The organism is Salinicola sp. NYA28a (assembly GCF_976982775.1).
Genome location: NZ_OZ334582.1, coordinates 838,450 through 860,700 on the forward strand (window position 1 = coordinate 838,450; position 22,251 = coordinate 860,700).

At 65.0% G+C, this 22,251-nt stretch carries 22 protein-coding genes; 4 read left to right on the top strand and 18 right to left on the bottom strand.

What is annotated here, in order from left to right:
- Positions 1-23: 23 nt before the first annotated feature.
- The 10 genes from ACWHY3_RS03945 to hexR all read right to left on the bottom strand — a co-directional run bounded on the left by ACWHY3_RS03945 (position 24) and on the right by hexR (position 9,661).
- Positions 24-1,013: an LpxL/LpxP family acyltransferase gene (locus ACWHY3_RS03945; protein WP_448127600.1), complete on the bottom strand. Its 990-nt coding sequence runs from the start codon at positions 1,011-1,013 to the stop codon at positions 24-26.
- Positions 1,010-1,765 (bottom strand): glycosyltransferase family 2 protein, encoded by a 756-nt coding sequence (locus ACWHY3_RS03950; protein ID WP_303856172.1) that lies wholly within the window; start codon positions 1,763-1,765, stop codon positions 1,010-1,012. The genes ACWHY3_RS03945 and ACWHY3_RS03950 overlap by 4 nt, the downstream gene beginning before the upstream one ends.
- Before the next feature lie 3 nt (positions 1,766-1,768).
- Complete coding sequence (locus tag ACWHY3_RS03955; protein ID WP_448127601.1) at positions 1,769-3,532, bottom strand: AMP-binding protein; 1,764 nt, start codon at positions 3,530-3,532, stop codon at positions 1,769-1,771.
- Positions 3,519-4,142, bottom strand: coding sequence for a hypothetical protein (locus tag ACWHY3_RS03960; protein ID WP_448127602.1), 624 nt, complete (start codon positions 4,140-4,142; stop codon positions 3,519-3,521). The genes ACWHY3_RS03955 and ACWHY3_RS03960 overlap by 14 nt, the downstream gene beginning before the upstream one ends.
- A 16-nt stretch (positions 4,143-4,158) precedes the next feature.
- A complete protein-coding gene (locus ACWHY3_RS03965) occupies positions 4,159-4,425 on the bottom strand; it encodes a phosphopantetheine-binding protein (RefSeq protein WP_071231880.1) in 267 nt (88 codons plus the stop codon).
- Positions 4,426-4,585: 160 nt separating this feature from the next.
- Entirely contained in the window at positions 4,586-5,275 is a 690-nt protein-coding gene (locus ACWHY3_RS03970; RefSeq protein ID WP_448127603.1) for a beta-ketoacyl synthase chain length factor, read from the bottom strand.
- 316 nt (positions 5,276-5,591) lie between these two features.
- A complete protein-coding gene (locus ACWHY3_RS03975) occupies positions 5,592-7,088 on the bottom strand; it encodes a PhnE/PtxC family ABC transporter permease (RefSeq protein WP_448127604.1) in 1,497 nt (498 codons plus the stop codon).
- Positions 7,085-7,783 carry an ATP-binding cassette domain-containing protein gene (locus ACWHY3_RS03980; RefSeq protein ID WP_087717701.1) on the bottom strand — a complete coding sequence of 233 codons (699 nt, stop codon included), beginning with the start codon at positions 7,781-7,783 and terminating at the stop codon, positions 7,085-7,087. The genes ACWHY3_RS03975 and ACWHY3_RS03980 overlap by 4 nt, the downstream gene beginning before the upstream one ends.
- A 6-nt stretch (positions 7,784-7,789) precedes the next feature.
- A complete protein-coding gene (locus tag ACWHY3_RS03985; RefSeq protein ID WP_448127605.1) occupies positions 7,790-8,653 on the bottom strand; it encodes a putative selenate ABC transporter substrate-binding protein in 864 nt (287 codons plus the stop codon).
- A 147-nt stretch (positions 8,654-8,800) separates the two neighbouring features.
- Positions 8,801-9,661, bottom strand: coding sequence for a transcriptional regulator HexR (gene hexR / locus ACWHY3_RS03990; protein WP_071231885.1), 861 nt, complete (start codon positions 9,659-9,661; stop codon positions 8,801-8,803).
- Between the two features lie 234 nt (positions 9,662-9,895).
- Here hexR and zwf point away from each other — a divergent pair, with 234 nt between their 5' ends.
- From zwf to ACWHY3_RS04010, 4 genes are all read left to right on the top strand, one after another.
- Positions 9,896-11,380 carry a glucose-6-phosphate dehydrogenase gene (gene zwf, locus ACWHY3_RS03995; RefSeq protein ID WP_448127606.1) on the top strand — a complete coding sequence of 495 codons (1,485 nt, stop codon included), beginning with the start codon at positions 9,896-9,898 and terminating at the stop codon, positions 11,378-11,380.
- Complete coding sequence (gene pgl / locus ACWHY3_RS04000; protein ID WP_087717705.1) at positions 11,367-12,041, top strand: 6-phosphogluconolactonase; 675 nt, start codon at positions 11,367-11,369, stop codon at positions 12,039-12,041. The genes zwf and pgl overlap by 14 nt, the downstream gene beginning before the upstream one ends.
- Positions 12,042-12,124: 83 nt before the next feature.
- Positions 12,125-12,787, top strand: coding sequence for a bifunctional 4-hydroxy-2-oxoglutarate aldolase/2-dehydro-3-deoxy-phosphogluconate aldolase (locus ACWHY3_RS04005; RefSeq protein ID WP_448128137.1), 663 nt, complete (start codon positions 12,125-12,127; stop codon positions 12,785-12,787).
- Between the two features lie 96 nt (positions 12,788-12,883).
- Positions 12,884-13,642: a 3-hydroxybutyrate dehydrogenase gene (locus ACWHY3_RS04010; protein WP_448127607.1), complete on the top strand. Its 759-nt coding sequence runs from the start codon at positions 12,884-12,886 to the stop codon at positions 13,640-13,642.
- 90 nt (positions 13,643-13,732) lie between these two features.
- Here ACWHY3_RS04010 and ACWHY3_RS04015 read toward each other — a convergent pair whose 3' ends face one another.
- From ACWHY3_RS04015 to edd, 8 genes are all read right to left on the bottom strand, one after another.
- Positions 13,733-14,908 carry an acetyl-CoA C-acetyltransferase gene (locus ACWHY3_RS04015; RefSeq protein ID WP_448128138.1) on the bottom strand — a complete coding sequence of 392 codons (1,176 nt, stop codon included), beginning with the start codon at positions 14,906-14,908 and terminating at the stop codon, positions 13,733-13,735.
- A gap of 22 nt (positions 14,909-14,930) precedes the next feature.
- Positions 14,931-15,578 carry a CoA transferase subunit B gene (locus tag ACWHY3_RS04020; protein ID WP_087717708.1) on the bottom strand — a complete coding sequence of 216 codons (648 nt, stop codon included), beginning with the start codon at positions 15,576-15,578 and terminating at the stop codon, positions 14,931-14,933.
- Position 15,579: 1 nt separating this feature from the next.
- A complete protein-coding gene (locus ACWHY3_RS04025) occupies positions 15,580-16,281 on the bottom strand; it encodes a CoA transferase subunit A (protein WP_448127608.1) in 702 nt (233 codons plus the stop codon).
- A gap of 258 nt (positions 16,282-16,539) precedes the next feature.
- The gene (locus ACWHY3_RS04030) at positions 16,540-17,508 is read right to left on the bottom strand and encodes a carbohydrate kinase family protein (RefSeq protein WP_448127609.1); all 969 of its coding nucleotides are present in this window, start codon (positions 17,506-17,508) and stop codon (positions 16,540-16,542) included.
- 110 nt (positions 17,509-17,618) lie between these two features.
- Positions 17,619-18,494: an aldo/keto reductase gene (locus tag ACWHY3_RS04035; RefSeq protein ID WP_448127610.1), complete on the bottom strand. Its 876-nt coding sequence runs from the start codon at positions 18,492-18,494 to the stop codon at positions 17,619-17,621.
- Positions 18,491-19,399 (bottom strand): D-hexose-6-phosphate mutarotase, encoded by a 909-nt coding sequence (locus ACWHY3_RS04040; protein ID WP_448127611.1) that lies wholly within the window; start codon positions 19,397-19,399, stop codon positions 18,491-18,493. The genes ACWHY3_RS04035 and ACWHY3_RS04040 overlap by 4 nt, the downstream gene beginning before the upstream one ends.
- Positions 19,396-20,355 carry a glucokinase gene (glk, locus tag ACWHY3_RS04045; RefSeq protein WP_448127612.1) on the bottom strand — a complete coding sequence of 320 codons (960 nt, stop codon included), beginning with the start codon at positions 20,353-20,355 and terminating at the stop codon, positions 19,396-19,398. The genes ACWHY3_RS04040 and glk overlap by 4 nt, the downstream gene beginning before the upstream one ends.
- Complete coding sequence (gene edd, locus ACWHY3_RS04050) at positions 20,352-22,202, bottom strand: phosphogluconate dehydratase (protein ID WP_087717713.1); 1,851 nt, start codon at positions 22,200-22,202, stop codon at positions 20,352-20,354. The genes glk and edd overlap by 4 nt, the downstream gene beginning before the upstream one ends.
- Between the last annotated feature and the right edge of the window lie 49 nt (positions 22,203-22,251).

Here is a 22,251-nt window from a genome sequence, read left to right on the forward strand (position 1 = left end):
TTTCAGATCTCGAATGGCGAGGATCAGCCGACGGGGCGCCCGTCCTCGGAGCCGGCGTCCGAGTGGGCGTCGTCGCAATCCAGCCAGAAGGGAAAGAAGTTGAACCACTGCAGCGGCGTCTTCTCGCATTGCCGTGTCAACCAGTCGACATAGCGCTGCATGGCGCCGTCGATCCAGGCCGCCCGATCCCGTCGGCTCAATTCGGTGGTGTCTTCGAAGTGATCGAAATCGATCCGGTAGCTGCTGGCCTCGCGAAAGCAGCCGATGGTATAGACCGGACAGCGCAGCAGGCTGGCCAGCCAGAACGGCCCCTCCGGAAATCGTGCCGGGTGGCCCAGGAAGGGCAGGGTACGGGCGCGGCCGCTGTCGCTGATCGGTACGCGGTCGGCGGCGATGACCACGAAGCCGCCTTCCGCGATCCGGCGACCCAGTTTCATCGCCGTCGTCGGGGTGATCTCGCTGACCTCGATGATCTCCGGCGGGTTCTCGCGGTGGGTCGAGCGCGCCAGGACCTCGTCGAACTGCTGTGCGTTACGCGTGTGCATCAGCAGCGTCGCGCGGAAATCGTCCTGCATGTCGCTCATGGCGGTGCAGATCTCCATGTTGCCGACATGGGAGACGAGCATGATGCCGCCACGCCCGCCGGCGACCGCCTGGCGAAACCGCTCTCGGGTGTCGCCCTCGAAGCTGAGCGTGGGTGGGATGCCGCTCCAGGCGTCGATCTTGTCCATCAGGCTCTGGCCGAAGCTGCGGAAGTGGCGCAGGCTCAGCCAGGTCAGATGGCTGGGCGCCCGACCGTGGAGATGCCGCCACAGCCGGGTCAGGTAGGTATGAGAGGCGCGCCGGTGCAGGCCGTGGGCGATGTAGTAGTAGACGATCACCAATAGCAGCATGATCTGGAACGGTAGCCGGCCCAGCTTGCGCCGGATCCAGACCATGGCGCGAATGCCGCCGGCGGTGCCGGTTTCGCGAATTCTCGACCAGTGATTGGGATTGCTGCTGATCGGTGTCATGAAGGCGTTTCCTGGCGGCGTCGCAAGAGGATGGGAAGGCGTCCGAGCATGCCGAGCACCAGACGCAGATGCATGCGGGCCAGCAGCACGTTGTCTCGCCACAGCTTGAAGTGGGAGACGCCATCGATCGGATAGTGCACCCGCACCGGCAGATTGCCGACGCGCCCGCCCTGCCAGTGCCAGCGAACAGGAAGCTCGCTGTCGAACTCCATGCGATCTCCGCAGGGGTATTCGGCGATCAGGCGATTGACGGCGGCAACCGGGTAGAGCTTGACCCCGCACATGGTATCGCGGAGGTCGAACGACAGCGTCGCCAGCCACACCAGCGAATGGGTGATGTAGCGGGAATAGAAACGATGCCTGGGAACGCTGGCGTCGAATCGCGGATAACCGAGCAGCAGGGTTTCATCGTCGGCGCGAAGCCCTTCGACGAAAGGCGGCAGGTCTCTGGCCTCGTGCTGGCCGTCCGCGTCCACCTGGAGCACATGAGTCAGCCCGCGCTCGGCGGCTCGCGCCAGCCCGGCGCGAATGGCGGCGCCCTTGCCGCGGTTGACAGGCAGCCTGACCAGGTCCACCTGTGGGTCGCGGGCGAGATCGTCCAGTACCCTGGCGCAGTGGGCGTCGCTACCGTCGTCGATCAGGATGATCGGCAGGTCCAGCAGCTCGAGCCGCGCCAGCGTCTGGCCGATGGCTTCGGCGTGGTTGTAGACGGGGACCAGCACCGCGATGCGGGCGGTATCTTCACTCGACATCGACTACCTCTTCAGCTCTTGCCGGGCCGTTAGCGCGATGCGGCCGCTGACATGCTTGCCACGCCGACTATCGCAGTCAATGCGCAGGCTCGCCCCCGCTTCTCCATGGTGAGAGGCATCCTGGCGGTGACGAAGCGTCAGCTCGAAGCGATCACCGGGTAGCAGAGGCTGGGGAAAGCGCAAGCGTTCGAGACCAGTGAAGTCGGCTTTCAGCGCAAACAGGCGGCGTGCCTGCTGCATGGTCCAGTGCACCAGAGTCACGCCGGGCAGAACCGCGTGGTCATCGAAATGGCCGTCGACATAAGCGCAGCGCTCCGGCACCTCCAGCGACACCTGCCAGGCACCTTCTTCGGCGTATTCCCCGAGCCAGCGGGGTGCCCGACGGTCGTCCAGATCCTGGAACAGGCGTTGGCGGATGTCTGCGCTCAACTTGCCCTGCGTATTGGTCGGCCAGCGACTGACGAAGCGCCAGTAGCGGGGCAGCGATGGCGTCTCGAATCGCGCGCCGAGTGCCCGGCGCAGCCGCTTCACCGTTTCGCGATGCTGCCGATGATCATGTGGCATCGCGTCGGGCGATAGCTGGATGACCGCGGCCAGCCGCAGGTCGCGCCGCTGCAGTGTCCAGGTGGTCGCCCGCTCGACGTCGGGCAGTGTTGCGAGGGCGCGATCCATGGCCGTCAGCGAGAGTCGCTTGCCGCCGATCTTGACGATGCGGTCGGCCCGGCCCAGCAGCTCGAACCCGTCGTCGGTCAGCGCGATCAGGTCGGCCTGGCGCTGCCACTGGTTCGGCGTCTCCAGATGACGGGAGCGCAGCCACAGGCGGCTCTCATCGTCATGACGCACCTCGACGCCGGGCAGAGCGGTCCATGCCGCGCCGCGCTGCTGAACACGCCAGCCGATGCCGCCGGTCTCGGAGCTGCCGTAGATCTCGTGAACCGGCTTGCCGAGTCGCTCGAAGACCTGGTCGCTGGCGTCCTTCGATAGCGGCGCGCCCGAACTGTAGATGGTCGCGAGCGCTGTGTTTACCGGTTGCCACTCGAGCGCTTCCGGTAGCCGCGATAGCGCCGGCGGGGCGCTGACGAGAACGATCCGGCGACCCTCTGCCTCACAGCACCGCAGCCAGGTATGCAGGGTCTCCGGGTAGCGGCAAGGCTGCGCCGAGAAGGGGCTAGCCTCGCAGAGCGGACGCAGAATCGAGAACAGCAGCCCGTAGATATGCTGATGGCTGACCTGGCTGACGACCAGTCGGCCGAGCAGGGGCCAGAGCGATGCCTGGGTGGCGAGTTCGGCATCCAGCTGGTCGAAACGCTTGTCGATCCGCTGCGGGTCACCGCTGGACCCGGAGGTATAGAGCGAAACGGCGACGGCGGGCAGCAGTTCGGACGACCACCGAGGCGGTCGGCTCGGGAGCCTCGTCGACGAGCCTTGTTCGGGCGTCTGTCCGCTCGACCCCAGAACGACACCCGTATCGCGCAGGCCAGACAGCGTTTCCGGCTGGTTGTCCGCCGGCAGAATGACGCGATCGCCGCGCTCCCAGATCGCAACCAGTGCGGCGCTGAATTCGATCGGATCCGGTTCGTAGAGTCGCCAGCTGTCGCTGTTGTTGGGTGTATCGAGCAGGTGCTGCTGCCAGGCGCCGATCCGCTCGTGCCATGCGCCGACGCTGAACCAGCGCGCGGGCGTATTGCCCTCCGGCGGTAGCCAGGCGAAGGGCTCCGAAAGAGGGCGATGGCGCCACGGGCGTGCGGTCAATTCACGAAACGTCATGCGGCCTCTTTTCGTCGTGTCCTGCTGCGTCATGCATCCTCTCGTCGTGCGCTGCGGCCCGGCGCTTGACGCGCTGGCGGATGCACCATTCGCCCAGGAACATGACAAGCATCAGCGCGTAGACGATGCCGCCGTTGTACCAGGCCCAGACGTCGAGATCGGCATGGATCGCGGTGATCAGTGCCACGCTGCCGTTGAGCACGAAGAACACGCACCAGGCCTGGGTGACCCGACGGGTATAGCGTACGGCGTGAGGCGGCAGATCCGGTTCCTGGCGACGGGCGAACCGCTCGATCAGCGTTGGCGGATGGCGCAGGCCGTGGGAGAAGAGCAACAGCAAGGCGAGGTTCACCACCACAGGCCATAGACGAAGCCCCAGCTCGGCACTGTCGGTGATCAGCAGCAGAATCAGCGGCAACAGACCCCAGCCCCAGCGACGCTGTGCCGGCGGCAGGCGCCACCAGGCAATGGCGGCTAGCGCGATCAGCAAGGGCCAGGCGCCGTAATGCGGCAGCAGGTAATGCACCACCAGCGGCCAGAGCAGGCCAACGAGACCCGCCGCGGCCCACAGAAGACGGTTGCGGCCCTGGGCAGGCGCTGACGGAATCAAGAGGGCACCACCGGGTTCATTTCTGGCGACGCGATTCGACCAGTGCCGCCAGGCTTCGCAGGTTGGCGAAATGCTGGCGAGACGATTCCGCTTCGGATTCCAGCGTGATGCCATAGCGCTTCTGCAGCGCGAGCCCCAGTTCCAGCGCATCGATGGAGTCGAGCCCCAGCCCTTCGACGAACAGCGGCTCGTCGGGGTCGATGTCATCCGGCGTGACATCCTCCAGTTCCAGGGTCTCGATGATCATCTCTTTGAGTTCGTGTTCCAGCGCTGTCGTTGCCATCGGTCTTGGTCGTCCTTGTCACTCGTTCATTATCAGTTGCTATCGATTGCAGGCACCCGATTCTGCATCGGGCGCGTTGCTGGTGTCGTCCGGCGTAGCAGGCCTGTCGTTTCGGCCTCGGGAGATTGCCTGTGGTGATCGTCGTGTCATGGGCAGCGGATCATGGCCGAACGTTGGCGAGTTGCCAACCACGACGGCTCATGGGACACGCCACGTCTGCACGCTTGTCCATCAACCAGTCGATGATGTCGAGTGGCTGCAGGGGCGGCGTTTTCATCGTGACCGAGGTTTCCGAAAGTCGTCGTGCGTCGAAGGACGGGGCCTGGCCGATGCGAAGGGCAACGGCTGCCGAGCAGGATTCCGGCGCGTAGGCGGCGAAGCGTCGAGGGACCGGCTGGTCGCTGAAGACGACCACGACGCTCGAATGCGTGTCGGCGAGATAGCCACGTGCCTCGGCGATCAGGGCCGCCCACTCGCCGCCGCTGGCCGCGATCGCCTGCTGACTGCGGCGATTGCCGCTGGCGATCGAATAGACGCCGGCAATGGCGTTGTGTACCGACAGGCCAAAACGCGCCGGCGACAGTGGCTCACCTTCATCGAGGCCGTACAGCATTTCCAGCGTGCGTTCGCCGTCTCCGTGACGCGAAGCATGCAGAACGAGGCTGTCGGCATCAGGATCAATCGCCGCGAGCATATCGCAAACCGCTCGCCCGATCAGATTGAGACGACGTCGCAGCATCGACGGGACGGCGGTGCCGGCAGGTTTGTCTCGCGTATCGAGCCGCAGCTCGCCGTCGGCTACGCGATGCGGGGTCCAGCCCCGCCAATCATGTAAGTAAAGGTCTGCCATAGCGCCGTTTCAACGATCCGTATTGCGACAACTTTACGCATCATAACGGATATAGAGCGCTCGCGCGGTGCAAGCATTATGCATTCTAAGGGGGGCACGACCGCCATGGGTCGGAGGGCATCAAAGCGCCGGACCGGGGTTCGACGCACCCTGGGAGGACGATCCCTTGGGCCTGGATAAGCCTATCCTCGGTTTTCTCGGTTTAACTTGATACAGATTAAATACCGATAAGGCATCGGCCAAAAAGCCGCATACGGCAGCCTTGGCGTGCGGTTCAACTGGTTTCCCGGCCGAGACCGGTTGCCGTCGCCTAGCGCTAGCGACTGCAGGGGTCATCGAGCGGCACCTCGCGAGGCCGGAAACGTCGGGAGATGGCGTCGATGGCGATGTTGAGCGCGGCGGTCACCAGCAGCAGGAAGAAGGCGTGGTCGAACATCAGGTACTGGAAGCTGGAGTCGATGTAGAAGCCCAGCGTGGCGACGCCCAGCATGCCGAGCAGCGCGGTCTCGCGCATGATGACTTCCGCGCGATAGCAGAGCAGTGCCAGCAGGTTGGGATAGAGGCGCGGCAACAGTTCGTACGCGTAGCGTCCGGAAGCCGGCAGACCTGCCATGCCGATCGTCAGGCCGTCGGCGTGGCGCGCGACCAGGAAGGCGATCACGGCGCCGTTATGCAGGGCGAGGGCCAGCCAGGCCGGCAGCATCGAAGGTCCGAGCATCAGCAGGAAGATGAACGCCAGCATCAGTTCCGGCGTCGAGCGCAGCACGACCAGCAGCAACCGGCCGCCGAAGCGCTGCCATGGGCGGCCGAAGTGAACGCTGGCCAGCGGCCACAGCAGCAACGCCAGTATCAGGCTGCCGACGGTACCCATCAACGCCAGCAGTAACGTGTTGCCGATGGCCGGCAGCAGGTCCGGCAGGCTGGATAGCCACGGCCCCAAGCCGGCCAGGTTCCCGTCGAGTAGCGGTGCCGGCCACAGGTCATGGCTGACGAAGCGCCACAGCAGATCGCCATCGACATCAGGCCACGGCCCCAGAAAGAACAGCGCGCCGATCAGCAGCGGTAGCAACAGGCGGCGATGCCCCCACCACGGCAGCGTGGCGACGAGGGCGTAGAAGAGCCACAGCAGCGCTCCGGCTTCGCCGAAACGCCCCTCGCGGAAGGCACTCTCGAGATAGAAGCCGAGCGTCGGTAGCCCCACGAAGCCGAGCAGCACGCTGGCCCGCATGGCGCATTCGAAACGGTAGCGGGTATAGCTGGCGAGCCGTTCCCAGGCCAGCGGCAGCTCGGCGTAGAGAAAGCGGGACAGCCGGTCGGTGCCGGCAGGCAGCGCCTCCGTCGGGGCCTTCGGCGTGAGTTCCAGAATCTCTGCGTAGACCTTGGCGAAGATCCCGGCGTAGGGGATCGCCAGCGCGGCGAGCGCGGTGACCGCGGAGAGGCCGAAGACCTGCAGGAACAGCAGCGCCCAGAACAGCTCATGGATGGCGCGCACGAAAGCGCAGAACGCGCGCACGAGTCTCGAGCGATGAAAGATCAACGCCAGCGGAAAGCCCAGTAGCGCACCGATGAGGGTTCCCCACAGCGCGACGCTGACGGTCAAAACGATCGCTCGAAGCGGGCTTTCCAGCGCGACGAAGTCGGGCCAGACGAAACCTTGCACCATTCGCCACAGTTCGCCCCACGGATCGACGGCGATGATCCGCAGGTCGGCGAAGGGGAGCAGCAGCAGGCACAGCAGAGTCAGCGCCAGCGAGCGTCGGGCGAGCGTCAGGCCGGGGCTAGTGCCTTGCAGCAGTCCGGGAGGCGCGCTCATGTCGTGGCATCTACCTCGGTCTCGCGACTCGATTTTCCCGCGTCCGGGTAGAGCGCGTCGAGGTGCGCCAGCGTCAGCTCGCAGGCAGGCGCGTTCAGCACCACGCGCCCGTCGCGCAGGCCGACGATGCGGTCGAAATGCGCCAGTGCCAGCCGATGCTGGTGCAGGGCAACGATGCTGGAGGCGTGGCGAGTCTGGATATGCGCCAGCAGCCGCAATGCCTGATGAGGGTCCACGCTGGCCAACGGTTCGTCACCGAGGAAGACTTCCCGCTGCTGGTAGAACGCTCTGGCGATCGCGACCCGCTGACGCTGACCGCCGGAAAGCTGCGCCACGGGGCGACGCAGCAATCCTTCGAGGCCCAGCTCGCCGGCCAGGGTCTCGATGGCCTGCCACGCCTGGCGACGAGGCTTGAGGAGATTGCAGAGGTTGCTCAGCGCGGTGTGCCGTTCGAGCTGCCCCATATAGATGTTGTGATACACCGACAGCAGCGGCACCAGCCCGTATCCTTGCGGGCACCAGGCGGCGGTATTGCCCAGCCGGCGGCGAATCTCGGCAAGCAGCGTCGACTTGCCGGCGCCGCTCTGACCCAGTAGCGCGACGCGCTCGCCAGCCTCCAGGGAGAGCGTCAACGCCGGCAGCACTACCTGCGTCCCGTAGCCCAGGTCTGCGCTATCGAAGGTCAGTAGCGGCATGGGGTCTCAGCGCAGCAGGCCGATGGATTTGCCGACCGACTCGATTGGGCCGTAGTCGTCGTTGCTGGCGGGAATGAAGCCCGAGCGCGGGAAGCTTTCCAGCAGTGCCGGATCGGTCATGTCGACCAGTGCCTGCTGCACCTTCTGCGTGAAGCCTTCGCCGTAACGCGCGTCGGCGTCGCCGCGCAGCGTCCACTGATAGTCCGGATAGGTCGGCGATTCCCAGATCACTTCGACCTTGTCGGTATCGACGCGCCCATCCTCGACGGCAGCCTGCCAGACGGTGAAGTTCACCGCGCCGACATCGTAGGTGCCGGATTCCACCAGCGCGATGGTGCGCGTGTGATCACCGGAGAAGCCCACGCGGGAGAAGACCTGCTCGGGAGCCTCGTCGAAACGCTGGCGAATGAAGTGCTCCGGCATCAGACGACCGGAGGTCGAGGTCTTGGCGCCGAACGTGAACGAGTGGCCGGCCACGGATTTGGGCAGCGCTTCCTGCTGCGGCTCGATGCCGGTGGCGGTATTGGCGATGAAGTAGCTCACGAACGCGGCATCTTCCTTGCCCTGGGCGATGGCTTGCGAGCCGGGCACCAGTTGGCGGGCCTGGACGCCGGAGAGGCCGCCGAACCAGGCCAGTTGCACCTGATCGTTGCGGAAGGCGGTGACCGCAGCGCCGTAGGACGTGACGGGGACGTATTCGACATCGACGCCGAGCCGTTCCGAGAGGTAATCGGCCACCTTGGAGAAGCGTTCGACCAGGCGAGACTGGTCCTCGTCCGGAATGGCCGTGAAGCGGAAAGTCTCGTCGGCATGGGCGAGCGAACAGCCGATCGATGCGATCGACAACAACAGGGCAAGCATCCAGCGCATGGGGAAGAGCCTCGATGTTTTTGGAAGGGAATGGTGTCGGAAGGCGCCCATGATAACCGCATGAGCGCATCGGCGTTAAGCCGCGTGTGGTTATCCACGTTGATGGACGTCTGGCTGCCCGGTGACTCGAAGGCCGAGAGACTGTCGTCACTTATCCTTCGGCGGGAATTTGGTCGGCCGCAGGCTCTCCTTGATCTTCTTGAGATGAGGCAGGAACGACTCGCCTCGGCGCAGCGTGACGCCTGTCGCGAGCACGTCGATCAACGCCATGTGGATCATCCGCGAGCTCATCGGCATGTAGACTTCCGTGTCTTCCGGCAGGTCGACCGGCAGGATGTCGGTGCAGACTTCCGCCAGCGGCGACCCATCGCGAGTGATGCCGATGACCAGTGCACCGCTGTCGCGGGCCACCTTGGCGACTTCCACCAGTTCACGGGTGCGGCCGGTATAGGAAATCACCACGATGACGTCGCCGGTATGGGACGCCGCCGCGATCATGCGCTGCATCAGTACGTCGTTGTAGGCGGCCACCGGCAGGTTGAAGCGGAAGAACTTGTTCTGCGCATCGAAGGCCGCCGGCGCCGAGGCGCCGAGGGCGAAGAAGCTGATCTGGCGGGCCTGGGAGAGATGATCGACGACGCGCTCGATCCGCTTCGGGTCGATCTCGCGGCGAGCCTCGTCCAGTGCGGCGATGGTCGCGCCGATGATCTTGTCGGTATAGGCTGCCGCATCGTCGTCGCTCTCCACGCTGCGGCTGACGTAGGGCGTTCCGCCTGCCAGACTCTGGGCCAGTTGGATCTTGAAGTCCGGATAGCCTTTGGTTTCGAAATTGCGACAGAAGCGGTTGACCGTGGGTTCGCTCACCGTGGCAGCCTGTGCCAGAGTGGCTATGCTCATGCCAATTGCCGCATTGGGGTCCTGCAGGATGACGTCGGCGACCTTGCGCTCCGAACGGTTCAGGTCGTCGACCCGCGAACGAATGCGGGCGATGAGATCGTGCATTGCCATGGTTGCGGGGCATCTCCTTGCGGCGTACTGACGGGTGATTCATCACAAGCCCTGCATCCTAGCCTCTGCCGGCAACAGCGCCAAGCGGTGATAGGCCATAGGCGTACGCGCTCGGCAACCCTGCGGCGCGGTATACTGGTACGGGAATGGTAATTTAATGACGAAGTCGAATGTCAAATGACGCCTGGATGGCGTATTTTATTCGTAAATTAACGACTCTGGCGGAGGGAGGCAATGACTCGAGAGGCAACGCCCAACGTGGATTTGGCTCTGTTCGGTGCGCTTGGCGACCTGGCACTGCGCAAACTTTACCCCGCGCTCTATCATCTGGACCGCGATGGCCTGCTGGGCAACGACACGCGGATTCTGGGGCTGGCACGGCGCGAGCACGATCTCGACAGCTTCCGCAGCACCGTGCTCGGGACGCTCAAGAAACGTATCAAGCCCAAGGAGCTGGAGCAGAAGTGCCTCGATCGCTTTCTGGCCCGGCTCGAGTACACGCAGCTCGATTTCGACACCGTCGACGGCTACGAGAAGATTCGGGACTGGCACGCCCAGAGCCCGGATGCCCAATGCCCGCTGACCATCTACCTTGCCGTGCCCGCTAGCATCTACGGGGCGATCTGCGCCAATCTCGAGCAGAGCGGCAGCCTGGATGGCGAATCGCGGGTGGTGGTCGAGAAGCCGATCGGTTATGACCTCGAGTCCTCGCACGAGATCAACGACGCCATCGGTGCCGTCTTCCCCGAATCTCGCATTTACCGTATGGATCACTATCTGGGCAAGGAAACGGTCCAGAACCTGATCGCTCTGCGTTTCGCCAACCCGATGTTCGGCAACCAGTGGAACCAGAGCCAGATCTCCCACGTCGAGATCACCGTGGCCGAGCAGGTGGGCATCGAAGGGCGCTGGGGTTACTTCGACAAGGCCGGCCAGCTGCGTGACATGGTCCAGAACCATCTGCTGCAACTGCTGACCATGCTCGCCATGGATCCGCCGGCCAACCTGGACGCGGATGCCATTCGCGACGAGAAAGTGAAGGTGCTCAAGGCGCTCAAGCCGCTGGAGGGCGAGGATCTCAATCGCCACGTGGTTCGCGGGCAGTACGTTGCTGGCACCATAGACGGCGAGAGCGTCCCGGGGTATCTCGACGAAGAGGACGCCAACACTTCCAGTACCACCGAGACCTTCGTCGCCATGCGCCTCGAAGTGGCCAACTGGCGCTGGGCCGGCGTGCCATTCTATCTGCGTACCGGTAAACGCATGCCGGAGAAGCTGTCGCAGATCGTGATTCACTTCCGCCAGCAGCCGCACTACATCTTCGACCCCGACCAGCGCAATCTCGCTGCCAACAAGCTGGTGATCCGGCTGCAGCCGGAAGAGGGCATCGCGTTGCAGGTGTTGACCAAGGACGGCGGTCTCGACAAGGGTATGCGCCTGCGCCCCGGCCCGCTGCATCTGGATTTCAACCACGCCTTCCCCAAGGAGCGGATTCCGGACGCCTACGAGCGCCTGCTGCTGGAAGTCATGAAAGGCCAGCAGTATCTGTTCGTGCGTCGCGACGAAGTCGAGTACGCTTGGAAGTGGGTCGATCACCTCATCGCTGGTTGGGAAAAGCGCGATATTCCGCCGCGTCGCTATCCGGCGGGATCCTGGGGGCCTGTCGCCTCCATCGCGATGATCACGCAGGACGGTCGTTCCTGGTATGAAGACTACTGATAGCGCTCGCGAACAGATCGGGGCGCAGCTGGCTTCTGCCGCCGCTCATGCATTGGCGACGGATCTGGCCAGCCAGCCGCGTGCGCTACTGGTCGTTTCCGGCGGGACGACACCGGAGCCGTTCCTGCGTCGCCTCGCCGAACAGCCGCTGGCGTGGTCTCGGGTCGATATCACCCTGACCGACGAGCGCTGGGTGGCCGAGGATCATCCAGACAGCAACGCGCGCCTGATTCGCGAGACGTTGCTGGTCGGGCCAGCCGCCGCGGCGACCTTTCATCCGCTGACGACACCCGATGCCACACCGGAGCAGGGCGCAGCGGCGGTTGCCGCCCGCCTGGCGACGCTGCCTTGGCCAGCCAGCCTGATCGTGCTCGGCATGGGCAATGACGGCCATACCGCTTCGTTGTTCCCGGATAGCGGCGAGCTCTCGCTGGCGCTGAGTACGGATGAGAGCGTCGTCGCAGTACGCGCGCCCAGCGTGTTGCAGCCTCGCATCACCTTGAGCGCGGCGCGACTGCATGACGCGCGCCGCCTCGCGCTGCATCTGGTCGGTGACGCCAAGAAGGCGGTGCTGGCCCAGGCGCTCAGTGGCGACGATGCTCGCGAATTGCCGATCAGAGCCTTTCTGACCTGCCCCCTGACCCTCTACTGGGCGCCCTAGCGCTCGCCGGCATCTGTTCGCCGATCGGGCGAGTGCTGGATATTCTTCAAAGGAGTCTCCTCTCTATGTCATCCGCTCAACCTTTGTCATCCACTCAACGTTTGCCCGCTTCACACATCGAGCGCCTGGATGAAATCTGTCGTTCCGGCGCCATCATTCCCGTTCTCGTCATCGAGCGTCTCGAACATGCCGTACCGCTGGCCAAGGCGCTGGTCGAGGGCGGTCTCGATGTCCTCGAAATCACGTTGCGTACCGATTGCGCGGTCGAGGCCATCAAGCAGATCAAGCAGGCGCTGCCGGATGCGATCATTGGCGCGGGCACCGTGCTTGGCATCGATCAGTACCGGGTCTGCGAGGAGATCGGCGTCGATTTCGTCGTCACGCCCGGCACGACGCCGGCCCTGTTCGAGTATGGCGCCGGTAGCGACGTGCCGCTGCTGCCGGGCGTGGCCACCGTCTCCGAAGTCGTGACCGGCTGGGAGTACGGCTATCGCCGTTTCAAGTTCTTCCCGGCGGAAGCGAATGGCGGTGCCAAGGCGCTGAAGTCCTTCGGCGGTCCGCTGCCGGAAGCGCTGTTCTGCCCGACTGGCGGGGTCACCGTGGACAACGCCGCAGACTACCTGGCGCTACCCAACGTGATGTGCGTCGGCGGCTCCTGGATGGCGCCAAAGTCGCTCATCGATAAGAAGGACTGGGCGGGTATTACCGAACTGACACGGGAAGCCACGCAGCGCTATCCGCGTTGATTACCCTCTTCCGGGCGCGACTTTTGTGGGGGTCGTCACGCCGCGTGAACGGGGCGAGACTGGCTTGAGTCCTAGGTGCCCACAGGAGCCAAAATGATGAGCAAAAGTCGAGTCGCCGTGGTAACCGGTACCTCGAGTGGCATCGGTCGTGCAGTCGTCGAACGACTGGCAGTCGACGGTTGCCGGGTGTTGGCCGTCGACGCCAATCCAGAAGGCGAGGCAATCGCGCAAGCGGCGGGAGCGGCGTTTTTTCAGGCCGATCTGACCGATGGCCAACAATGTGCTCAAGTCATCGCCACGGCGGTGGAGCGCTTCGGCAGCGTCGATATTCTGGTCAACAATGCCGGCATTCAGCACGTCGCTGATATCGAGAATTTTCCCGAGGCCAAATGGCGCACCATCATCGATCTGATGTTGACTGCCCCTTTCCTGCTGACTCAGGCCGCGTGGCCCTACATGCGCCAGGGAGGCTGGGGACGAATCGTCAATATCGCTTCGATTCATGCCAGTGTTGCGTCGCCTGGAAAGTCGGCCTACGTCAGTGCCAAGCACGGGCTCATCGGCCTGACGCGTACGGCAGCATTGGAAGGAGGAGAGCTCGGCATCACGGCCAATGCGGTCTGTCCTGCTTATGTCCGCACGCCCTTGGTGGAACGCCAGATCGCCGATCAGGCCAGGCTCAATCGGATGGACGAGTCGGAAGTCGTAGAGAAGATCATGTTGAGCGGCGCGGCGGTCAAACGGCTCATCGAGCCTGGAGAGGTCGCTGGGGTGGTGGCTTATCTCGCCTCCGATCAAGCCTCGGCGGTGACCGGCGCGGATTGGTCGATCGATCTCGGCTGGACGGCGCGCTGAGACGCGGACTGCTCATTCCCAAGGCGCCTTCGCAGGCGCCTTGTTCGTTCTGCTGACTCGATTTGCTGGCTCTTTTCGCCGATAGCGCCGTCAGCCTCGCTCGATCGCCGTCGCCACGCCCTGGCCACCGCCGATGCATAGCGTCGCCAGTCCCTTGTGGACGTCGCGGCGCTGCATCTCGTGCAGCAGCGTTACCAGAATGCGGGCGCCAGAGGCACCGATCGGGTGGCCCAGCGCGATGGCGCCGCCGTTGACGTTGACCTTGCTGCCGTCCCAGCCGAGATCCTTGGCTACCGCCAGTGTCTGGGCCGCAAAGGCCTCGTTGGCTTCGACCAGGTCCAGGTCATCGATCGTCCAGCCAGCACGTTCCAGGCAGCGCCGGGTCGCCGGCACCGGGCCGATGCCCATGGTTGCCGGGTCGACGGCGGCGTTGGCGTAGGCCCGGATCGTCGCCAGCACGGGTAATCCGAGTGCCTTGGCCCGCTCGGCGCTCATGATGAGCAGCGCGGCCGCGCCGTCGTTGAGCGAAGAGGCGTTGCCGGCAGTGACACTGCCGGTCTTGGAGAACGCCGGCTTGAGCTTGCTCAGAGATTCGGCGGTGACGCCGTCGCGGGGCTGCTCGTCGCGTTCGACCACGATGGGATCGCCGCGCCGCTGGGGCACGCTCACCGGCGTGATCTCGGCATCGAAGCGGCCGGCTTCGCGGGCCTGCGAGGCGCGCCGCTGGGACTCCGCGGCGTAGGCATCCTGATCCTCGCGGGAGATGCCCCAGCGCTCGGCCACGTTCTCCGCCGTGATGCCCATGTGGTAGTCGTTGAAAGCGTCCCACAGGCCGTCGTGGATCATGCTGTCGAGCAGCTCGGCGTGACCCATGCGCAGCCCGGTACGGGCCTTGGGGAGCACGTAGGGTGCCAGGCTCATGCTTTCCATGCCCCCGGCGACGATGGCCTCGGCATCGCCGCAGCGGATGGCCTGGACCGCCAGGTGCACCGCCTTGAGCCCGGAGCCGCAGACCTTGTCGATGGTCATCGCCGGCACGCTGTCCGACACGCCGGCTTCGATTGCGGCCTGACGCGCGGTGTTCTGGCCCAGTCCGGCCCGCAGCACGTGCCCCATGATCACTTCGTCGACACCGGCCGGGTCGATCCCTTCGAGGACACGACGGATGACGGTCGCCCCGAGGGTGACGGCAGGCACGCTGGAGAGGCCGCCCTGGAAGGTGCCGATCGGCGTGCGCGTGGCGGCGACGATCACCACGTCGCGCATGGATGTGGTCGGTCCGGAAACGTCAGGCATGGGAAGTCTCCCGTTTGTCGATCAGCTTGCAGCCCGTGGCCGCGGAAATTTCCTCCAGGGTGACGTCGGGCGCCAGCTCGACCAGGGCCAATCCTTCCTCGGTGATATCCATCACGCCCAGGTCGGTGATGATCCGGTCGACCACGCCGACCCCGGTCAGCGGCAGCGTGCATTCGCTCAGGATCTTGTGTTCGCCCTTGGCCGTGTGGCTCATCAGCACCACCACACGCTGCACGCCGGCGACCAGATCCATCGCGCCGCCCATGCCCTTGACCATCTTGCCGGGGATCATCCAGTTGGCGAGATCGCCTTTCTCGGAGACCTGCATCGCGCCCAGGATTGCCAGGTTGATATGGCCGCCGCGAATCATGGCGAAGGATTCGGCGTTGTCGAAGTAGCTCGAGCCGGGCAGGGCGGTGACGGTCTGCTTGCCGGCATTGATCAGATCGGGGTCGACGGTCTCTTCGGTCGGGAAGGGACCGATGCCCAGCAAGCCGTTCTCCGACTGCAGCCAGACGTCCATGCCCTCGGGAATATAGTTCGCCACCAGTGTCGGCTGACCGATGCCGAGATTGACGTAGAAGCCGTCACGCAGTTCGCCGGCGGCGCGCTCTGCCATCTGTTCCTTGGTCCAGGCCATCTCAGTTCACCTCCCTGAGCGTGCGTTTCTCGATACGTTTTTCGGGGGTCGGGTTGTGCACGATGCGATGCACGAAGATGCCCGGCAGGTGGACGTCATCGGGGTCGATGTCGCCGGTCTCGGCGATCTCCTCGACCTCCACCACGCAGACCTTGCCGGCCATCGCGGCCAGCGGATTGAAGTTGCGCGCGGTCTTGTTGAAGCGCAGGTTGCCTGCCTTGTCGGCGATCTGCGCCTTGATCAGGGCGACATCCACCGGCAGGCCGCGCTCCATCACGTAGTGCTCGCCGTCGAATTCGCGCACCTCCTTGCCTTCGGCGATCCTGGTGCCGTAGCCGGTCTTGGTGAAGAAGGCGGCGATGCCCGCGCCGCCGGCGCGCAGCCGTTCCGCCAGGGTGCCCTGCGGGCAGAATTCGAGTTCCAGTTCGCCGGAAAGGTACTGGCGCTCGAACTCCTTGTTCTCGCCGACGTAGGAAGAGAGCATTTTTCTGATCTGACGCGACTCTAGCAGCAGCCCGAGGCCGAAGCCATCGACGCCGGCGTTGTTGCTGGCGACCGTCAGATCCTTCTTGCCCGTATCGCGCAGGGCGACGATCAGTGATTCGGGGATGCCACACAGGCCGAAGCCGCCGACGGCCAGGGTCATGCCGTCTTCGATGAGACCTTCCAGCGCTTCAGCGGCGCTGCCAAACACTTTGTCCATGAGTCCTCGTCCTGAAAGGGAAGTCGCGCAAAAGATCGCTTCGAAGCCATGTGCCGCCGTGTGAGCGCGTTCAGAGAGTCATGAACGTGCGGACATGCGCCGTCGCAAGCGACCCATGGAGGAAGACATTACCATCCGAGCCGAATCGACGTAGGCAGGTTAGACGATAGTAGAAAGCGCCGCCTCCCTGGCGACGCTGGTTGTCTCTATGGTTGTCTCTATAGCTGTCTCTATGAAAGGTGGATAGCAGCCAGCAGCCTAGCGGGGCAGGTCGTCGAGATCGTCGGTGCCGGGTAATGAGACGAAGGCGCCGGCACGAGTAGCGGCGAAGGCGCCGCAGCGGCAGGCGAACGTCAGCGCCTCGGTCAGCCGGGCTTCATCGGCCAGCCAGTCGGCGAGTGTTTCGCAGGTCACGTCGTCTCGCGCCAGGGAGGCCAGCAGGCCGCCGATGAAGGCGTCGCCGGCCGCGGTGGTATCCACTGCCTGCACGCTGGGCGGGGTCGTCTGCAACTGGCGATCGGCCAGATGCGCGCTCACCGGCCCCGGTCCATCGGTGATCACGATCAGTCGGGCGCCCTTGGACAGTCTGGCGCTAATCCACTCTTCTACGCTGCGATCGCCGCGCAGGATGTCGAGCTCTTCGGTGGAGAGCTTGATGACATGGGCGCGTTCGAGCAGCTGTTCGACCAGGGGGACATCGATCTTGCCCTGGGGCCACAGCATCGCACGCAGATTGGCATCGACACTGATCAGGCAGCCGCCGCGCCGCGCAATGCTGGCGAGATCCAGCGTGGTGCGCGCAATGGCCGCGTCGGTCAAGCTGTTGCTGCACAGGTGGACCAGCGCGGGCTCGGTGAAGATACCCGACGGCAGATGCTCGCGGCGGTAGAGCAGATCCGCGGCGGGCGGACGGTAGAAATCGAACTGGCGCTCGCCGTGGCTGTCGCGGGAGACGAAAGCCAGCGCCGTGCGGGCTTCGCGGGTCCGTACCACGTATCGGGTGTCGACGCCGTAGCGGGTCAGCTCGTCGACCAGGAAGTCGCCGAAACGGTCATCACCGATCATGCCGAGAAAGAGGCTGGGTATGCCTTGCCGTGCGCAGGCCACGGCAGCATTGGCGGGCGCGCCGCCGGCGTAGGGCGTAAAGGTCTCGGGGCCGCTGTCGTCACCCAGGCGGCTGGACAGCATGTCGACGAGGGCTTCGCCGAAGGCGATGATGGGGGTCATGGGTCAACCGGCTCTCTATATCGAACGAAAATCGAGGTGCGGCGTGCTTGATCTCATCGAAGCGGATGTCATCGAAACCGATCTCAAACAGGATGCCGCACCGAACGTCATCACGGCACGCGGTAACTGCGGGCTTCCTCGAGCAGCGCAAACCACGTCGGGCGATCGAGTTCGAGATTACTGCTCAGCAGCAAATTGTCGATACGCCTTTCATTCAACGTTCCGATCACTGGAATCGGCTGGCCGGGCAGGCGCCGCAGCCAGGCCAGTGCCAAGCCGGCCGTGGTCGAGTTGAGCTGGTCGGCCAGCCGCGAAAGCGCCGTGCCGAGAACGTCTTCGAACACCGAGCCGCCGCCCAGCGGCGACCAGGCCATCGGTGCCAGGCCGTCAGCCAGAATGGCGTCGTAGAAACCATCGAACAGCGCGTCGGGATGGGCCAGCGAAAGCTCGAGCTGGTGAACGCCGAGCCGGTTGTGCATCGCGGCTTGCAGGCGCCGCCACTGTTCCGGCAGGAAGTTGGAAACGCCCACGGCGCCGACCTTGCCGGCGGCGATGGCGTCGTCCAGTGCCCGGGCCGTGGCTTCGGCATCCATCAGCGGGTCGGGGCGGTGCAGCAGGAAATGATCGAGCCGGTCGACGCCGAGGCGGGAGAGCGAGCTGTCGATGACCTGGGTGAGATAGCGCTCGGAGGTGTCGTAATGCTTGACCCCGAACGGAGAGGTGTCGCGATGCGGCAGGACGATATTGCCTTTGGTCACCACGCGGACCCGGGACTTGAGCGACGGCCGGCGGGCCAGTGCCTCGCCGAATCGCTGCTCGCCCTGATGATTGCCGTAGCTGTCGGCGTGATCGAACCAGTGCAGCCCTTGGTCGGCCCTGGCTTCCAGCCAGTCGGCGAACTTCTCGGCATCGTCGAATTCGGGGCGCTCGTCGAGACGCATCATGCCCAGGATGAAGGGCGAATCGAAAATCAGATCGTCGCTCACGCCGACTGCGCCTCCCGCACGATCGTGGTGGAGAGCAGGTGCTGACCGTCCGGCACCAGCCAGACTGGATCGACCCGGGTGCAGGCCGATTCGATGCACAGGAAACGCTGGCCGACGGCGGCCGGCGTATCCCCGGGCAGGCCGTCGCCCGGGTGCCAGACGACGGTGGAGTCGCTGCCCTGCTTGCTGATCCGCAGGCGACGTTGGCCATCGTCGAGAATGACCGGGCGGTTCGACTGGTAGATACGGTCCAGCGCGCCACGAATGCCCAGTTCCCCTTGCTGATGATGCTCGGCAAAGTGTTCGAGCTTGTCCAGATAACGGGCGCCGGCCAGCCCTTCGATACGACACCGGTGCGTATCGGCGACGGCGAAATAGGTGTGCAGCGCGCCGGTCAGCTTGACCGGGGTGGTGCCGACGTGGCGCGTCATCAGCTCGACGCTCAGGCGCTGGGCGTTGGCGTGGACGACGGCGTTGGGAACGAGCTGATCATGCAGCCGCTCCTCGGGGGAGAGGTGAATCTCGACCCCGCTGCCGGTCACGCTCTCGTCGACGGCATCGATGCGCCATTGCGCGGTGCGTGCGGGGCCATGCATCGGGCCCTTGCCGTCCGGCGACTCGTCGGCGAACCACGGCCAGCACAGCGGGATACCGCCGCGAATGGCACCGGGCATCGGCTGCGGCGTCGGCGTGACCCAGAGCCAACCATCCTCCGTGTCGGGCGCCGGTCGGGCGCCTACGGTTTCGGGGGGGGAAGGTAAAAAGTGCAGGACCTGAGCGCCCTGTAGCGAAATCGTCAGCTCGCCCCAGTCGGCATTGATCAGCAGCACGCGCCGACCTTCCCAGTCGGCTTCCCGCTGGCCGTCCGTCGCGTCGATCAGCTGCCGCAGCGTATCGGGAATCATGATACCTCCTCGTTGTGCAGGGCTTCCGCCGCGCCCAGTAGGCCGGTCCACGGCGCCGTCACCACCCAGGTGGGAATACCCGCATTGTAGGCGCTCAGTCGGCCCTTGTCGGCAAAGGCGCGACGGAAGTCGCTGCGCGGCAGCCACTCGATCAGACGCGGTGTGATGCCACCACAAAGATAGACGCCGCCCAGCGCGCCGAGGGTCAGCGCGGCGTCGCCGGCCACGCTGCCGAGGATCTTGAGAAAGCGCATCAAGGTCTCGCGGGCAACGCGATCGCCCGCCCGGGCGGCCCCGGTGATCTCCGCCGGCGTGTTGTAGTGGGCGGTGACATTGAGCAGTGCAGCGTGGGCGAGATAGAGGTCTAGCAGGCCCTGACCGCAGAGCAGACGTTCGACCGAGACCCGGCCATAACGGGCTCGGAAATAGTCGAGCAGCTGGATTTCGCGCTGGTCGGTGGGGGCGAAGGTGGCGTGGCCGCCTTCGGTCGTCAGCGGAATCCAGGCGCGCCGACTGGGCACCAGTCCGGCGACGCCGAGCCCGGTTCCCGGGCCGATCACCAGGCGCGGCCGCCGAGGTTCGGCCTCGCCTTCACCGATCTTGACCAGTTCCTCGTCACCGATGTGCGGAATGCCGAGCGCCTGGGCGGTGAAGTCGTTGATGACCTTGAAGTTCGACAGGCCGAGCTCTTCGGCGACGGCCTTCTTGGAGAACGCCCAGTCGTTGTTGGTCATCTTGACCCAGTCTTCGTGCACCGGGCAGGCGAAGGCCAGGCACGCCTCGACGGGCGCCTCGGCGCCGACCTGTTGCAGGTAGGCCTGGATGGCTTCGACCAGCCCGCTATAACGCGCGCAGGGTAGCGTCTCGATCGATTGCAACTCGACACTGCCAGGCATGACCAGCGCGAAGCGCGCGTTGGTTCCACCGATGTCGCCGATCAAGGCGGGAGTCGTCATGTGTGCCCTCCGGGCAAGTCGGCGGCGTCGAAGCCGCCAAAGGTGGCCGCGCCTTCCTCGGCACCGCCGACCAGCTGGCGGAAGCCGGCGAACAGTTCGCGGCCCATTCCATGATGATAGTGGTCCAGGTCGCAGGTCGCCGGTTCGCGTTGCGCCCAGGTCTCGGCATCCACCAGCGCCTCGAGCACGCCGTTATCCGGGTCGAGCAGCACCGTGTCGCCATCGCGCAGATAGGCGATCGGGCCGGCATCGACGGCTTCCGGGGTGATGTGGATGGCTGCCGGTACCTTACCAGAGGCACCGGACATTCGCCCGTCGGTGACCAGCGCGACCTTGTGTCCGCGATCCTGCAGCACACCGAGAAACGGCGTCAACTGGTGCAGTTCCGGCATGCCGTTGGCGCGCGGCCCCTGGAAGCGCACGACGACGATGACGTCGCGATCCAGTTCGCCACTCTCGAACGCGGCCTTGACCTGGCTCTGGTCGTCGAAGATCCGCACCGGCGCCTCGACCCGGCGGAACTCCGGCTTGACGGCGGAAACCTTGATCACGCCGCGTCCCAAATTGCCATCGAGCACGGCCAGCCCGCCGGTGGGGGAGAACGGGCGCGCCACCGGCCGCAGCACGTCTTCGTCGAGACTCTGCCGGGTGCCTTCGCGCCAGATCAGCTTGTCGCCTTCCAGGAACGGCTCCTGGGTGTATGCGGTCATGTCGGTGCCGAAAGCGGTGCGTACATCGGCATGCATCAGGCCCGCGGAAAGCAGCTCGCGCACCAGGAAGCTGACGCCGCCGGCGGCGTGGAAGTGGTTCACGTCCGCCTGGCCGTTGGGATAGATTCGGGTCAGCCCGGGAATCACTGTCGAAAGCTCGGCGAAGTCGTCCCAGGTGATGGTCAGGCCGACGGCGGCGGCCATCGCCACCAGGTGCAGCGTATGGTTGGTCGATCCACCGGAAGAGAGCAGCCCGATCATGGCGTTGACGATGGCATGGGCATCGATCTGCTTGTAGAACGGGTGATAGCTGCCCCCCTGGTCACTCAAGCGGATCACCTGCTCGGTGCTGAATCGGGTGATCGCGTCGCGCAGCGGCGTGTTCGGATTGACGAACGAGGTGCCCGGCATGTGCAGGCCCATCATCTCGAGCATCAGCTGGTTGGAGTTGGCGGTGCCGTAGAAGGTGCAGGTGCCCGGGCTGTGGTAGGAGTCCGACTCGGCTTCCAGCAGCGCATCGCGGCCAACCTTGCCTTCGGCATAGAGCTGGCGGATCCGGGACTTCTCGGCGTTGGGCAACCCGCTCGGCATCGGTCCGGCAGGAACGAACACCGCCGGCAGGTGGCCGAAGCGCGCGGCACCGATGAACAGACCCGGCACGATCTTGTCACACACGCCAAGATACAGTGCGCCATCGAACATGTTGTGCGACATCGCCACGGCCGTCGACATGGCGATCACGTCGCGAGAGAACAGTGACAGCTCCATGCCGGGCTGGCCCTGGGTCACACCGTCGCACATGGCCGGCACGCCGCCGGCGAACTGCGCGGTGCTGCCCATGCCGCGGGCGGCTTCCTTGATCAGGTCGGGGAAGTGCTCGAGCGGCTGATGAGCGGACAGCATGTCGTTATAGGAAGAGACGATGCCGACGTTGGCGCTGTTCATCAGCTTCAGGCTGTTCTTGTCGCCGGCATTGCAGGCGGCGAAGCCATGGGCCAGGTTGCCGCAGGAGAGTTCGGCGCGGTGGACGCCGCGACGATGCTGCTGCTCCATGCGTTCTTCATAGAGGCGGCGGCGATCGGCCGATCGGGCCTCGATGCGTCGGGTCACGCGGTCGACAGTGGGGTTGAGCGTCATGGGGTTGCCTCATCGAGCTGTCATGGTTGTTTGGTAAACTTACCAAAAA